The sequence below is a fragment of the Paenibacillus sp. PvR133 genome (assembly GCF_017833155.1).
GTDB lineage: Bacteria > Bacillota > Bacilli > Paenibacillales > Paenibacillaceae > Paenibacillus > Paenibacillus polymyxa_B.
In genome coordinates, this window is record NZ_JAFIBS010000001.1 from 2,182,501 (window position 1) to 2,196,593 (window position 14,093).

Annotated in this window: 13 protein-coding genes, 2 rRNA genes and 1 riboswitch (1 of these 16 running past the window's edge); of the genes, 13 read left to right on the forward strand and 2 right to left on the reverse strand. The window is 48.1% G+C overall.

The window, feature by feature from the left end; all coding sequences use genetic code 11:
* The 5 genes from JOE49_RS09720 to JOE49_RS09740 form a co-directional block, all read left to right on the forward strand.
* Positions 1–1,700, forward strand: a 23S ribosomal RNA gene (locus tag JOE49_RS09720); it begins 1,226 nt to the left of the window's first position.
* A gap of 146 nt (positions 1,701–1,846) precedes the next feature.
* A 5S ribosomal RNA gene (gene rrf / locus JOE49_RS09725) occupies positions 1,847–1,963 on the forward strand.
* A gap of 214 nt (positions 1,964–2,177) precedes the next feature.
* A complete protein-coding gene (locus JOE49_RS09730; protein ID WP_075153732.1) occupies positions 2,178–3,170 on the forward strand; it encodes a ketoacyl-ACP synthase III in 993 nt (330 codons plus the stop codon).
* A gap of 129 nt (positions 3,171–3,299) precedes the next feature.
* A complete protein-coding gene (locus JOE49_RS09735; RefSeq protein WP_209940983.1) occupies positions 3,300–5,435 on the forward strand; it encodes a DNA topoisomerase III in 2,136 nt (711 codons plus the stop codon).
* Between the two features lie 109 nt (positions 5,436–5,544).
* Positions 5,545–5,682 (forward strand): hypothetical protein, encoded by a 138-nt coding sequence (locus tag JOE49_RS09740; protein WP_016819760.1) that lies wholly within the window; start codon positions 5,545–5,547, stop codon positions 5,680–5,682.
* Positions 5,683–5,863: 181 nt separating this feature from the next.
* Here JOE49_RS09740 and JOE49_RS09745 read toward each other — a convergent pair whose 3' ends face one another.
* Together JOE49_RS09745 and JOE49_RS09750 are read right to left on the reverse strand one after the other, a co-directional pair.
* Positions 5,864–7,030 carry a type II asparaginase gene (locus tag JOE49_RS09745; protein WP_103049934.1) on the reverse strand — a complete coding sequence of 389 codons (1,167 nt, stop codon included), beginning with the start codon at positions 7,028–7,030 and terminating at the stop codon, positions 5,864–5,866.
* Positions 7,031–7,381: 351 nt separating this feature from the next.
* The gene (locus JOE49_RS09750; RefSeq protein ID WP_081112528.1) at positions 7,382–7,510 is read right to left on the reverse strand and encodes a DUF4023 family protein; all 129 of its coding nucleotides are present in this window, start codon (positions 7,508–7,510) and stop codon (positions 7,382–7,384) included.
* Between the two features lie 194 nt (positions 7,511–7,704).
* On the opposite strand from JOE49_RS09750, the gene JOE49_RS09755 reads away from it, so the two are divergent.
* From JOE49_RS09755 to purS, 8 genes are all read left to right on the forward strand, one after another.
* Positions 7,705–7,968: a DUF1294 domain-containing protein gene (locus tag JOE49_RS09755; protein WP_209940984.1), complete on the forward strand. Its 264-nt coding sequence runs from the start codon at positions 7,705–7,707 to the stop codon at positions 7,966–7,968.
* A gap of 145 nt (positions 7,969–8,113) precedes the next feature.
* Positions 8,114–8,548, forward strand: coding sequence for a universal stress protein (locus tag JOE49_RS09760; protein ID WP_061832065.1), 435 nt, complete (start codon positions 8,114–8,116; stop codon positions 8,546–8,548).
* A gap of 350 nt (positions 8,549–8,898) precedes the next feature.
* Positions 8,899–9,000, forward strand: a riboswitch (purine riboswitch).
* 148 nt (positions 9,001–9,148) lie between these two features.
* A complete protein-coding gene (gene purE, locus JOE49_RS09765; RefSeq protein ID WP_160789755.1) occupies positions 9,149–9,634 on the forward strand; it encodes a 5-(carboxyamino)imidazole ribonucleotide mutase in 486 nt (161 codons plus the stop codon).
* Positions 9,631–10,806, forward strand: coding sequence for a 5-(carboxyamino)imidazole ribonucleotide synthase (gene purK, locus JOE49_RS09770; protein ID WP_209940985.1), 1,176 nt, complete (start codon positions 9,631–9,633; stop codon positions 10,804–10,806). The genes purE and purK overlap by 4 nt, the downstream gene beginning before the upstream one ends.
* Positions 10,807–10,808: 2 nt before the next feature.
* On the forward strand, positions 10,809–12,107 hold the full coding sequence (gene purB, locus JOE49_RS09775; RefSeq protein ID WP_013308794.1) for an adenylosuccinate lyase: 1,299 nt from the start codon (positions 10,809–10,811) through the stop codon (positions 12,105–12,107).
* A gap of 39 nt (positions 12,108–12,146) precedes the next feature.
* Entirely contained in the window at positions 12,147–12,419 is a 273-nt protein-coding gene (locus tag JOE49_RS09780; protein ID WP_209943721.1) for a hypothetical protein, read from the forward strand.
* A 488-nt stretch (positions 12,420–12,907) separates the two neighbouring features.
* Positions 12,908–13,789 (forward strand): phosphoribosylaminoimidazolesuccinocarboxamide synthase, encoded by an 882-nt coding sequence (locus JOE49_RS09785; protein ID WP_025719826.1) that lies wholly within the window; start codon positions 12,908–12,910, stop codon positions 13,787–13,789.
* 58 nt (positions 13,790–13,847) lie between these two features.
* Positions 13,848–14,093, forward strand: a complete 246-nt coding sequence (gene purS / locus JOE49_RS09790; protein WP_013308797.1) for a phosphoribosylformylglycinamidine synthase subunit PurS — start codon at positions 13,848–13,850, stop codon at positions 14,091–14,093.

The window sequence follows — 14,093 nt, forward strand, 5'->3', positions numbered from 1 at the left end:
AGGGGTAGGGGAGCGTTGAATGCGGGTTGAAGGTGTACCGTAAGGAGCGCTGGACTGCATTCAAGTGAGAATGCCGGTATGAGTAACGAAAAGATCTGTGAGAATCAGATCCGCCGAAAGCCTAAGGGTTCCTGAGGAAGGTTCGTCCGCTCAGGGTAAGTCGGGACCTAAGGCGAGGCCGATAGGCGTAGTCGAAGGACAACAGGTCGAAATTCCTGTACCACCGTAATCCGCTATGAGCAATGGGGTGACGCAGTAGGGTAGTGACGCGGACTGATGGATGTCCGTCTAAGCAGTGAGGCTGGTGTGTAGGCAAATCCGCACATCGTTAAGGCTGGGCTGTGATGGGGAGCGAAAATTACAGTAGCGAAGGTCATGATCTCAGACTGCCAAGAAAAGCCTCTAGCCAGGAGAAGGTGCCCGTACCGCAAACCGACACAGGTAGGCGAGAAGAGAATTCTAAGGCGCGCGGAAGAACTCTCGTTAAGGAACTCGGCAAAATGACCCCGTAACTTCGGGAGAAGGGGTGCCTCGGTAGGGTGAATAGCCCGAGGGGGCCGCAGTGAAAAGGCCCAAGCGACTGTTTAGCAAAAACACAGGTCTGTGCGAAGCCGCAAGGCGAAGTATACGGGCTGACGCCTGCCCGGTGCTGGAAGGTTAAGGGGAGTGGTAAGCCTTCGGGCGAAGCTATGAACCGAAGCCCCAGTAAACGGCGGCCGTAACTATAACGGTCCTAAGGTAGCGAAATTCCTTGTCAGGTAAATTCTGACCCGCACGAATGGCGTAACGACTTGGGCGCTGTCTCAACGAGAGATCCGGTGAAATTTTAATACCTGTGAAGATGCAGGTTACCCGCGACAAGACGGAAAGACCCCATGGAGCTTTACTGCAGCTTGATATTGAATTTGGGTACGATCTGTACAGGATAGGTGGGAGCCGTAGAACTTTGAGCGCCAGCTTGAAGGGAGGCATCCTTGGGATACCACCCTGATCGTATCTAGGTTCTAACTTGGTACCGTAATCCGGTGCGAGGACAGTGTCAGGTGGGCAGTTTGACTGGGGCGGTCGCCTCCTAAAGAGTAACGGAGGCGCCCCAAGGTTCCCTCAGAATGGTTGGAAATCATTCGAAGAGTGCAAAGGCAGAAGGGAGCTTGACTGCGAGACCTACAAGTCGAGCAGGGACGAAAGTCGGGCTTAGTGATCCGGTGGTACCGCATGGAAGGGCCATCGCTCAACGGATAAAAGCTACCCTGGGGATAACAGGCTTATCTCCCCCAAGAGTCCACATCGACGGGGAGGTTTGGCACCTCGATGTCGGCTCATCGCATCCTGGGGCTGAAGTAGGTCCCAAGGGTTGGGCTGTTCGCCCATTAAAGCGGTACGCGAGCTGGGTTCAGAACGTCGTGAGACAGTTCGGTCCCTATCTGTCGTGGGCGTAGGAAATTTGAGAGGAGCTGTCCTTAGTACGAGAGGACCGGGATGGACGTACCGCTGGTGTACCAGTTGTTCCGCCAGGAGCACCGCTGGGTAGCTATGTACGGAAGGGATAAGCGCTGAAAGCATCTAAGCGTGAAGCCCCCCTCAAGATGAGATTTCCCAATTAGTAAGACCCCTTGAAGACGACGAGGTAGATAGGTTGGGGGTGGAAGTGCAGTAATGCATGGAGCTGACCAATACTAATCGGTCGAGGGCTTATCCTAAGAATAAAACGCAAATGAGTTTCGGATCCAGTTTTCAGGGTGTAAGTTTTGTATTGTATAAGCTCAAGTGGCTTATATGAAACAAGCGAACACACAGCATTTGGCGATGCTGATTCCTGAAAAAGAATTTACGATGTAAATTCATGTTTGGTGGCGATAGCGGAGGGGTTCCACACGTACCCATCCCGAACACGACCGTTAAGCCCTCCAGCGCCGATGGTACTTGGACCGCAGGGTCCTGGGAGAGTAGGACGTCGCCAAGCAACAAACAAAAGAGACCATGATCTTCTGAAGATCATGGTCTCTTTTTTGCGTTAAAAGGCAGAGGGATTTTATTTAAAGTGAGTTTGTTATAAGTTCAACTGGATAAGTGGATATTAACTAGTAAATAAGAAGACGTTTTTAAAATAATTTAGTACCAGGTATTAGTATCTGGTGTTATAATGTGAATAAGGATTACAAAGGAGAGTGATCAGATTGTTGAATTCAAAAGCTAAGCTTACGGCCTTTGGCACTTATGTGCCTGAACGCATTTTGACAAACACCGATTTGGAGAAGCTTGTGGACACTAGTGACGAGTGGATTGTACAAAGAACGGGTATGCGTGAAAGACGAATTGCGGCTGAAGATCAATATGTATCTGATTTATGTATACAAGCTATTACACGTATGATTAACCTATACGACGTAAATATAAACGATGTTGAGATGATCATTGTAGCGACTAGTACACCTGATTACTACTTTCCAAGCACGGCTTCACGTATTCAGGCTCATTTTGATATTCCGAACACGGGGTCAATGGATATTAGTGCAGCATGTGCAGGTTTTTCCTATGGACTTCATTTGGCAAATGGCCTTATTACGAGTGGTCTGCATCGTAAGGTGCTAGTAGTGGGAGCCGAAACGTTGTCCAAAATTACAGATTATACGGATCGGACGACGTGTATACTTTTTGGAGATGGTGCAGGAGTTGCCCTTGTTGAATATGACGAGGATGAAGGATCATTTTTAACTTCTGATATAGGTACTTATGGGCAAGGAGGAGCACATCTTTACCGTGTGGGATTATCTGATCATTTGGATGGAGAGAAGCTGCAAGACCATGGATTTATTGCTCAAAATGGACGTGAGGTTTATAAATGGGCTGTTCGCTCTGTTCCAACGGGAATCGAACGATTATTGGATAAGGCAAATATGAAGAAGGAGGATCTTGACTGGTTTGTCCCTCATAGCGCTAATTTGAGAATGATCGAGTCCATATGTGAAAGAAGTACAGTACCTTTGGAAAAAACGCTGACCAGCGTAGAGTTGTATGGTAATACATCGGCGGCATCCATCCCGTTGGCTTTGCAGTGTGGTTTGGATGATGGACGTTTACGGTATGGACAACATGTGTTGTTATATGGATTTGGGGGAGGCCTCACCTATGCGGGTCTGCTATTAAAATGGAGTGTGCCTGATTTGTAAGTTATCCTAACCGATGTAGAAGCAATAGCAATAGTATGTACGATCATGTTAATAAGAGCCGTTGGCATTAGAATTTATCGTAAGATGGCAGGATGGTATAATTAACACTATGAGAGAAAGGAGCGTAACATGAAGGTATTGGTATTGGCAGAAAAACCGTCCGTGGCCAGAGAGATTGCACGTGTGATGGGTAGCCGCGAGAAGCATAAAAGCTATATAGAAGGACCCCAGTACGTGGTGACGTGGGCACTGGGACATTTGGTCGGCTTAGCAGAGCCGGAGGATTACGATTCTAAGTATGCGACCTGGAATTTGGAGGACCTGCCTATTCTTCCGAAGAGTTCAAAGTTAAAGGTGCTGCGCGAAAGTAACCATCAGTTCAAAGCTGTGCAGCAGCTCATGAAGCGGCAGGACATTGGAGAGCTTATCGTGGCAACAGATGCTGCTCGTGAAGGAGAATTGTTGGCACGCTGGATCATCCAAATGGCAAACTGGAAAAAGCCATTCCGGCGCTTATGGATCTCCTCGCAGACGGACAAGGCGATTAAGGCAGGTTTTGCAAAGCTATTGCCTGGTCAGCAGTTTGATCGTTTATATGAATCGGCTCGCTGTAGAGCTGAAGCAGACTGGATGATTGGTCTCAATGTAACTCGCGCGTTGACTTGTCGTTATAACGCCCAACTTTCGGCTGGAAGAGTGCAGACGCCAACGCTGGGGATGATTATGGAGCGTGAGAAAGAAATTACCGAATTCCGTTCTCAGGAATATGATACTTTGACGGCGGATTTCGGCGATTTTCAGGCAACTTGGCGGGCAGAGAGCGGGGATTCACGCATGTTTGACCGCACTCAAGCAGAGGCTTTGCGCCGCAGGCTTGAGGGGGCCAAAGGCACAGTTGCGAGTGTTAAAAAGAGCGAAAAGAACGAGCCTCATCCGCTAGCGTATGATCTAACAGAGCTGCAAAGAGATGCTAATCAGCGCTATGGCTTTTCGGCTAAACAGACGTCTAATCTGCTTCAGCGTCTGTATGAACAGCATAAGCTGGTGACCTATCCACGTACGGACAGCCGTTATCTGACATCCGATATGGTGGACACACTTAAGGAAAGGCTCAGTAGTGTAGCAGTAGGTCCATATGCTTCCTTGGCACGTCCGCTATTGCGTAACAACCTACCAATCACAAAGCGAATTGTGGATGACAGTAAAGTCACGGATCATCATGCGATTATTCCTACTGAGCAGACATTATTGCTTAATCAGTTGAGCCCAGAGGAACGTAAACTGTATGATCTGATTGCACGACGTTTTATCAGTCTATTCTATCCACCTGCACGTTATGATGCTGTAGCCGTATCAGTAACGGTGGAGCAGGAGACGTTTCAGGTAAAAGGCACAACGGTAAAAGATAGCGGATGGCGTGCTGTATATGACGCGAACCATTATGATATGGATGATGAAGAAGCAGAGGATCGGGAAAACAATGGACAAGGCGTTATTTTACCTGAGCTGCAAAAAGGAGATTCTGTTCGGTTACAGCGTTGTCTTGTACGAGCTGGGCGAACAATGCCGCCGAAGCGGTATACAGAAGCGGCCCTGCTCGCTCAGATGGAAAAACATGGACTGGGTACTCCTGCTACCCGTGCCGATCTGATTGAGAAGCTTGTCAGCTCGGATACGATTGAGCGTCAGGGGAACGTGATGCATCCAACCGGGAAAGGTAAGCAACTGATTGAACTGGCGGCTCCACAGCTTCGAACGCCCGAATTGACGGCACGTTGGGAAGCGGAGCTAGAACGGATTGCTCGTGGTCAAGGACAACCGGAACCGTTTTTGAATTCTATTCGTGCTATGGCGAAAGAGCTGGTTTCCACTGTGAAAAATAGCAGTGCGGAGTACAAGCCTCATAATGTGACGAATAGTCATTGTCCAGATTGTGGTACAAAGCTATTGGAGAAGAAGGGCAAGAAAGGCAAGTTCCTTGTATGTCCAAGTGCGGATTGCGGTTACCGTCGTTCAGGGGAAAAACGTTTGTCCAATCGACGTTGCCCGCAGTGTCATAAGAAAATGGAAATGAAAGAGGGCAAAGCAGGATTGTATGTAAGATGCCTGCCCTGTGGCATTACCGAGACGTTGGATAAGGACAAGCAACGGGTAAACAAACGGGAACAGCAAAAGCTAGTAAGACAATTTGAAAAGCAGGAATCTTTTGGCTCCAGTTTGGGTGATTTGCTTAAAGCAGCGATGGAACAAAAGCAGGGCAAATAGCAGGGCAAATAACGGATGACCAAAAGTGCTACAGTCACATAATCAGCAGGTATACGTCGGTATAAAAACGATCACTCCTTGGCATGGTAAGCCGAGGAGGTGAGTATTTATGCCCAAACATAAACCGCTTAAAATCAATAATCAGCAAAATAAATCAAGCATACTGGAGGAGGAAATTGCTGCTCATCCAGAGAAGCAAGCGAAATATCCTCCAAGCTTGAATGGGATTCCCAAACAGCAGTCTTGATGCTGCGTGGGAGGGACAACGAATTACTGTATAGAACCAAGACGATTGGACGTCAGATGAAGTAGTTACTATGCTAGACCTGTCTCGCAAAAAAAAGAAGCAGCAGTTACGGTGGTCAACCGTTACTGCTGCTTCTTTTGCATAATAAGGATGATGTTTTATTTGATTTGGATGACTACTTTTAGTATTCATTGAAAAAGGATTGAATTTGGTTAACATCGTGTGTTTGGGTCAAAGCAAGCATGAGCAAAATCCGTGCTTTTTGCGGATTAAGCGAATCGGTCGATACAAAGTTCGATGCCGCGTCTTTTGTTGACGGGGACACCACTCCACTTCCCACGCGGCTGGAGCGGGCAATGATCACTCCTTTTTTACCTGCGGCCTCTGCGCCTTCTGAGGAGGTCTTGGACAAGGAGCCATTACCGGAACCAGCTACGACAATTCCCTTGGCACCAGCTGCTACGGCTGCATCATACAGATAGCGACCATTGTTTTGATATTCGTATAAAATATCTACTTGTGGCAGTTGAGTCAGGTTAGAGATGTCGAATACAGAAGAAGTCGTATGCTTGTGTGTGGATTTGTTGTAGTAGTACACTTGATCGCCCACAACAGCTCCAAGGTATCCCTGCTCCACAGACTTGAACGTATCAACTGCTGTTGTGTTCGTTTTGGTGATGTATCTTGCTGCACCGATACGGTCGTTCAACAGGACGAGTACACCCTGACCTTTAGAGGCCGAAGCCCCGGCGACTTTCACTGCATTATAAAGGTTGAAGGGACCATCAGCACTGATGGCAGTAGCTGGACGCATAGAGCCAACGACAACTACTGGCTTATCGCTTTTGATAACAAGATTGAGGAAATAAGCTGTTTCTTCTAATGTATCTGTACCATGTGTAATGACAATGCCATCTACATCGTCTCTGGCAAGCAGTTCATTGGTACGTTTGGCAAGTTTTAAGAGGATCTCATTATTAACGTCGGGGCTACCTACATTAACAACTTGCTCACCACTGACATTTGCAATACTTTTCATCTCAGGAACGGCATTGATCAGAGTTTCCACACCCAACGCGCCTGCTTTGTAGCCGGTTGTATCCGTATTGACGGAAGATGATCCTGCGATGGTCCCTCCTGTGGCAAGTATTTTAATATTGGGTAAATGATTGGTTTGAGGATTTTCGGATTTGTCCGACGTTGTAGTGGTAGAAGCAGGTGCAGTTGTGCTGGTTGTAGCTGCTGCCGCAGCCGCAGCGTTGGCGGTAAATCCACCACTCCATAAAGTACTACCGAGAATAAAGCTAGCCAACAGGGGAATCATCGTCATTTTTTTCATGTTAGTCATATAAAGCTCCTCTCCAATCTTAAACCTCAAATATAAATGATAGATTAACTGACAAATATTTTGTCGAATTACGTTAATATCACGAATTATAGGGTGTAAAATTGCTTTTAGTCAACACTTATGTTAGGAAATATGACTTTAGAACTTATTTATTATAAATGTAATCGATTTCAAAAAAGACATTTGCAAAACAAAACAACAAGCAGATATCTCATAAGGAGTCTGCTTGCTGTTATTGTGGAAGCTAAACAACAGATTTTACCCTGTAATCAATTCGCATAAAAGGCTGCAGGGTTAAGTTGATACTTTAGGTTAATAACGCGGCTATACAGCTTAATGCAGATTCGTTGATCAAGGATTGTTGGAATGCTGTTTTGTCGGCAAGCTGGCGCTGGGAGTTCCTTTTCCTCGTTTACGGTTGCGTTCTGCCTTTTTTGCATTTTCTCGCAGCTTTTCAACGTATTCATGGGTGCTTTCCATCGCAGTTCCTCCTTTAAGACGAAATAGATGCACTCGGGGATCGCCCTTATGCCACCTTACTATTTCCGCAAAAGCGCTATCCAAGTCAGAAGAGGCGTTGTTTCTGTAAAAGGGGTGGGGTTATAATGAGGGGGAGAGCGCTATATAAGGCCTAATACCTGAACTTGGTACGGTGTGCAAAAGGAGGAGAGACATTGCAGACAGGCTTGTTGGTATGGCTGCTGTTTATCAATGCAGTAGGCTATCTGGTAATGTCGGAGGATAAAAAGAGAGCACGTAAACATTGCGATCGTGTACCTGAACGGACGTTGTTTTTCCTGGCCCTGATCGGGGGAGCATTAGGCGTTCTAATTGCCATGTACCGTAAACGCCATAAAACACGGCATATGAGCTTCAGACTAGGTATTCCTGCGTTGCTATTCATGAACGCATTGCTGTATGGGTATTTTTTACGGTAAAGGGGAGGAGTTTAGGTTCTCATAGGGAAGTTTAATGATGAGTGAGAAGACTATTCCAGCCATTCGGTGACATGGAATGAACAACCACAGGAATACATATTTCAGGCTTTGAATCAATAAACTGAATGAGGAAGAGGTGCATATTATGATATTTTCAAAAGTATTGCTTGCTTATGATGGTTCGGATGCATCCAACAAGGCTTTGTTAAAGGCGGCTGAATTGGTCAAGGCATCACCGTCCTCGAAGCTTGAGGTGGTAACGGCATTCGATTTTCCTCGGATCTTTATGGGCGAAGGTTTGGCTCCAATTCCGGCTTCAATAAATAAAGAATATTACGATTTGGCCGAACAAACTACGGATGAAGTTAAAAAACGACTTGCTGAGCAGGGTGTAGATGCCAAGGTGGAACTGATTCAAGGTTCTCCAGCCGAAGTCATTTTGGATTATGCCAATGAGAATGGCTTCGATGCGATTGTGATCGGCAGCCGAGGTTTAGGTGGTATCCGTGAATTTGTATTGGGAAGCGTAAGTCACAATGTGGTGCAGCATGCGCGTATTCCTGTGCTGGTCGTAAAATAACTGAATAAAAAAGTAAAAGTCGGTTTACTGCCTGTATAGGGAGTGCCGACTTTTATTTTTTTCAGTGGGATGCGTTGCGGTCGCTGTTATCAGGGGAGGGGAGCGATAGCTAAATATAATACAATAGTCCTGACCTGTGGGTATATAAGGGTACTGATTTCACTAAACACGAACATTCTATTGTATGATTATTCTAATGTTCGTTTTCAAGTTGACATAAGGTGTAGGGAATTGTTAAACTAGGAAGTGTATTGTCGATAAAAAATGAACTTTAGGTACAATTTAATAAGGTACACATGTTTGAGCCGAAACTGACCATGATCATACTTGTAAAGAATATCGTTGGGTATGGAATAGGCACAATGCTAACTCGTATAATGCCGGGGATATGGCCCGGAAGTTTCTACCTGGAAACCTTAAATTTCCGGACTACGGGAGACATACGGCTGAAGCCGCATTGGATGCGGTGGAAGAGGCTTGCTTTTGGCATGCCTTTAAGAGGCTCTGTCGTTTGTTTTTTCGTAGTCCGGTGTCTTGAAAATAACGTTATTTTCGAGTGCCGGATTTTTGGCGCTTATTGATAAACAGGGAGTGAAGGACATGTCAGTGCAGGTCGCTGTCATTATGGGCAGCACATCAGACTGGGACACCATGCAGCATGCATGTGCTGTGCTGGACGAGCTTGAAATCGGATATGAGAAAAAAGTAGTTTCAGCCCATCGTACACCGGATTTAATGTTTCGTTTTGCAGAAGAGGCCGCCGGGCGTGGACTAAAGGTCATTATTGCTGGAGCGGGTGGGGCTGCGCATCTGCCAGGGATGGTGGCTGCGAAGACATCCTTGCCGGTCATTGGTGTGCCTGTTCAGTCGAAGGCTCTGAACGGTCTGGACTCCCTGCTCTCCATTGTGCAGATGCCGGGTGGTATTCCGGTTGCCACTGTGGCAATCGGTAAGGCAGGTGCTACGAATGCAGGGCTGCTGGCAACACAAATATTAGGCGCTTTTGACGAAAAGATAAGCCAGCGGGTTTTGGCGAGACGCGACCGTATCCGTGATGAGGTGCTGGAAGGCAGTGACTCGCTATGAATGGGGCATGTGAACCCACAGGCCGTATCAGACCTCCTGGTACAACGATTGGACTTTTGGGAGGCGGGCAATTAGGAAGAATGCTTGTACTGGCGGGAACCAGTCTAGGATATCGCTTTGTGACACTGGACCCTACACCGGATAGCCCATGTGGACAGGTGTCAGAACAAATCCGCGCTGCCTATGATGATGAGCATGCAGCCAGAGAGCTGGCTGAGCGGTGCGATGTGATCACGTATGAGTTTGAAAATGTGGACGCGGGTGTGGCTGCACTTTTGGAACAGGAATCCAGCGTTCCGCAAGGCAGCAGTCTTTTGTACACAACCCAGCATCGTCTGAGAGAGAAGCGTTCTATTGAAGCTGCTGGTGTCCCTGTCGCTCCGTATCGTGAAATCAGTAGTCCTGCGGATATGGTTCAAGCGGTAGCTGAACTGGGTGTACCGTGTGTGCTCAAGACAGCAGTCGGTGGTTATGATGGCAAGGGACAAGTGGTCATTCGCCAACCGGAGGAAGCCACGGCTGCCTACGAACAACTGGCAGGAGGCGGTGCAGAACTGGTATTGGAACAGTTCATCCGTTTTCGCTGCGAAATCTCGGTGATTGTAGCTCGCAGCACGAACGGTGAAGCCAAAGCCTTTCCACCTGCCGAAAACATTCACGTGAACAATATTTTGCACACGTCGATTGTGCCTGCGCGTGTGCCAGAACCTGTCCAGGAGGAAGCGCGAAAGTTAGCGCTGGCTGTGGCAGAGTCGCTGGGTGCGGTGGGACTGCTCGCTGTGGAGATGTTTGTCACCGAAGATGGACAATTGTACGTTAATGAGTTGGCACCACGACCGCATAACTCCGGCCATTACACGATGGAGGGATGCGCGACGTCGCAATTCGAGCAGCACATACGTGCGATTTGCGGTTTACCCTTGGGCAGCACGAAGCTGCTGACTTCCGTCGTGATGGTCAATGTGTTAGGTGAGCATTTGGAGGGCGTGATTCGGCGGTTTGCGCAATCGGATGTTGAAGCTGAAAGATTGGATGTTGTACCCAAGCTGCATTTGTATGGAAAAAGTGAAGCCAAGCCAGGCCGAAAGATGGGACATATTAATCTATTGTGCCAGGATGCGGAACAAGCGCTGGAATGGATTGAACAAACCAATATTTGGGGGAATAAATAGTCATGATCGAACGCTATAGCAGACCGGAAATGAGAGCGATTTGGACGGAAGAAAATAAATTTAAAGCGTGGCTGGAAGTAGAGCTGTGTGCCTGTGAAGCTTGGGCGGAATTAGGGGTTATCCCAAAAGAGGATACTGTGGCTCTGCGTAAGAATGCAAGTTTTGATATTGAACGGATCTATGAAATTGAGCAGGAGACAAGACATGATGTCATTGCTTTTACCCGCACGGTGTCCGAAAGTCTTGGAGACGAGCGCAAATGGGTACATTATGGCTTGACCTCCACAGACGTAGTTGATACGGCACTGGGCTACCTGTTAAAGCAGGCGAATGAAATCCTGGAGCGCGATATCTTGAATTTTATTGAAATTTTGAAGGAAAAGGCATTGGCTTACAAGCACACACCGATGATGGGACGTACACACGGAGTACATGCTGAGCCAACAACGTTTGGACTGAAGATGGGATTGTGGTACGAGGAAATGAAGCGCAATCTGGAACGCTTTCGTTTTGCGGCTGACCAAGTACAATACGGTAAAATGTCCGGTGCAGTTGGGACATATGCCAACATTGACCCGGCCGTAGAAGAATTTGTATGCCGCAAGCTGGGCACCAAGCCTGCACCAATTTCTACACAGACGCTTCAGCGCGACCGTCATGCCGAATACATGGCAACATTAGCGTTGATCGCCACATCGTTGGACAAATTTGCTACAGAAGTCCGTGCTCTGCAAAAGAGTGAGTTCCGTGAGGTGGAAGAAGCTTTTGCCAAAGGTCAAAAAGGTTCTTCTGCGATGCCGCATAAACGCAATCCGATCGGCAGTGAAAACATCTCTGGCCTGGCACGCGTGATTCGTGGGCATATGGTATCTGCGTATGAGAACGTAACCCTGTGGCATGAACGCGACATTTCGCATTCTTCCGTAGAACGCATCATTCTGCCGGATGCAACGATGCTGTTGAACTACATGCTGAACCGTTTTGGTAATATCGTAAAAAATCTGACGGTCTTCCCTGAAAATATGAAGCGCAATATGGCCCGTACGTACGGCGTACCGTTCTCCGGTCGTATTATGACCAAGCTGATCGACAAAGGCTTTAGTCGTGAAAAAGCTTACGATACTGTGCAGCCGCGTGCTATGCAGGCGTGGGAAGAGCAACGCCAATTCCGCGAAATCGTCGAGGCGACCCCGGAAATTACTGCCGTGCTCAGCGCAGACGAAATCGAGGACGCGTTCAACCCAGCCTGGCATCTGAAGAACGTGGATACGATCTTCAAAAAGCTGGGATTAGGGGAGTAGGAGGGAAGGTTGGTTGGCGCTTGGGAGGGTATAAAGAGCGTGATGAGGCCGCTGCGCGAACGGATCATTCTTCCGATTGCTGTTGCCCCTGGATTCCTGGATTGGAATAAACCTGTAAAGGTTGGTATCCAGAGGCAAAGGCAAGCGCTAACGCTTCTCCAGAACGATTCCGTCCGCTCCGCTGCTTCCAGCACCAACCTTCATGAGGGAGCAGAACTAGGGGTGGTGCGGCACATAAGATGCCGCACCACCCCGAAGAACGATAGAAAAGCGTGTTCCACTGCTTTTCTATCGCAGGCAACGTGCTCGTGAGGGCTACCTAATTTGCGTAGCAAACAGCCCGCGGTCCTCACGAGCACGCGCAGGCTCAAGAAGCGAAGCCTTGAGCCACCGTATCCGTGCGCATGCGTAGCATATGCGCACAACAGGCGAAGCCCAATGCTCGCTGCATGGCATGCCGTGCTACGGCCACGGGCCGAATGGTTTGGCGGTATGTAGACGCTGAATCACGGTCGAGCTGTAAGCGGCATAAAACTTGTCGCTTAGAGTCGGAAGCGTTAATACATTGTTAATACGTAAAAACGTCGATCTGTACTAACGTAAAAGCGTTGCTGGATGAGGGCTTGTGCCAACAAGCCTTCATCCAGCGGAACGCGCTCACTCCACCGTAGCTCCAGTAACCCGCCATCCCCTGCTCACTAGCTAACCCTTGCGGGAGTCCCGAGGGCAGCAGCCCTGGGGGTCCTCCCTGAGGGGAGGATTTAGGAGGGGGAATACTCTTTTGAAAGAGGTGTAATGAAATGTCATTGTCTACTGCCGAAGGTCTGATCCATGCGCCGCTCTTGTACAAAGGCAAGGTGCGTGAACTGTATGATCTCGGAGAGCATTTTCTGATTGTCGTGACGGACCGAATTTCGGCTTTTGATTATGTGTTAGAGCCGCCCGTGCCCGAAAAGGGGAACGTGCTGAATAAGCTCAGCGCTTTCTGGTTTGAGCAGACGAAAGACTTGTTGGAAAACCATGTCGTGCACACCGATGTGAACAAGCTCGGGCATGTGATCGACGAACAGAATAAAGAGTTGCTGAAGGACCGTATCATGGTCACGCTGAAGGCTGAACGCATCGACATTGAGTGTGTGGTGCGCGGATATATTACCGGAGGCGGCTGGCGTCAGTATGAGCAGAACGGTGAGGTGAACGGCATTCCATTGCCAGAGGGGCTGCGTAAAAATGAGCGCTTTCCCAAGCCTTTATTTACACCGGCTGCAAAAAATGATGTTGGACACGACGAGGACATTTCTCTCCATCAGATGAAAGAGCTGGTCGGGGTTGAATTGACAGGCGAGCTTGAAGAAAAAAGCCTGGCGTTGTACGAATTTGCACGTGCTTTCTGTGAGAAGCGGGGGATTATTTTAGCCGATTGCAAGTTTGAGTTTGGTCTTGTTAACGGTAAGGTGATTTTGATTGACGAAATTTTCACTCCAGATTCATCCCGTTTTTGGGCGCAGGAAAAGTATGAGCTGGATGTTGAGATTGACAGCATGGACAAGGAGCCGGTACGAAGCTATTTGGCATCATCCGGTTGGGACAAGAATAGCAAGCCCGATCCGTTGCCTGCTGAGGTCGTAGAAGAAACAACTGCAAGATATACGGATATTTGGCGGCGTCTGACGGCACAGTAAATAGTAATCATAATTCAACCAATAGGATTCACTCATTCGGAGGAGGAACTGAAGGAACATGATGAAAGCAACAGTCTATGTCACGATTAAGCAAAGCGTTTTGGACCCGCAGGGGGTCGCGGTGCAAGGCGCACTGCATTCTATGGGTTTCGGAGAAGTGGACAGCGTCAGAATTGGTAAGTATATGGAATTGAATCTGGATACAACAGACCGCGAGAGTGCTGAAAAGCGCATCATTGAGATGTGCGAAAAGCTGTTGGCCAACACGGTCATTGAAGACTACCGCTACGAACTGGAGGGCTGA

Coding starts and splice junctions, on each gene's coding strand:
- JOE49_RS09735 (WP_209940983.1), top strand. CDS start 3,300: ATGAAGGTATTGGTATTGGCAGAAAAACCGTCCGTGGCCAGAGAGATT.
- JOE49_RS09740 (WP_016819760.1), top strand. CDS start 5,545: ATGCCCAAACATAAACCGCTTAAAATCAATAATCAGCAAAATAAATCA.
- JOE49_RS09745 (WP_103049934.1), bottom strand. CDS start 7,030: ATGACTAACATGAAAAAAATGACGATGATTCCCCTGTTGGCTAGCTTT.
- JOE49_RS09750 (WP_081112528.1), bottom strand. CDS start 7,510: ATGGAAAGCACCCATGAATACGTTGAAAAGCTGCGAGAAAATGCAAAA.
- JOE49_RS09760 (WP_061832065.1), top strand. CDS start 8,114: ATGATATTTTCAAAAGTATTGCTTGCTTATGATGGTTCGGATGCATCC.
- purE (WP_160789755.1), top strand. CDS start 9,149: ATGTCAGTGCAGGTCGCTGTCATTATGGGCAGCACATCAGACTGGGAC.
- purK (WP_209940985.1), top strand. CDS start 9,631: ATGAATGGGGCATGTGAACCCACAGGCCGTATCAGACCTCCTGGTACA.
- purB (WP_013308794.1), top strand. CDS start 10,809: ATGATCGAACGCTATAGCAGACCGGAAATGAGAGCGATTTGGACGGAA.
- JOE49_RS09785 (WP_025719826.1), top strand. CDS start 12,908: ATGTCATTGTCTACTGCCGAAGGTCTGATCCATGCGCCGCTCTTGTAC.
- purS (WP_013308797.1), top strand. CDS start 13,848: ATGATGAAAGCAACAGTCTATGTCACGATTAAGCAAAGCGTTTTGGAC.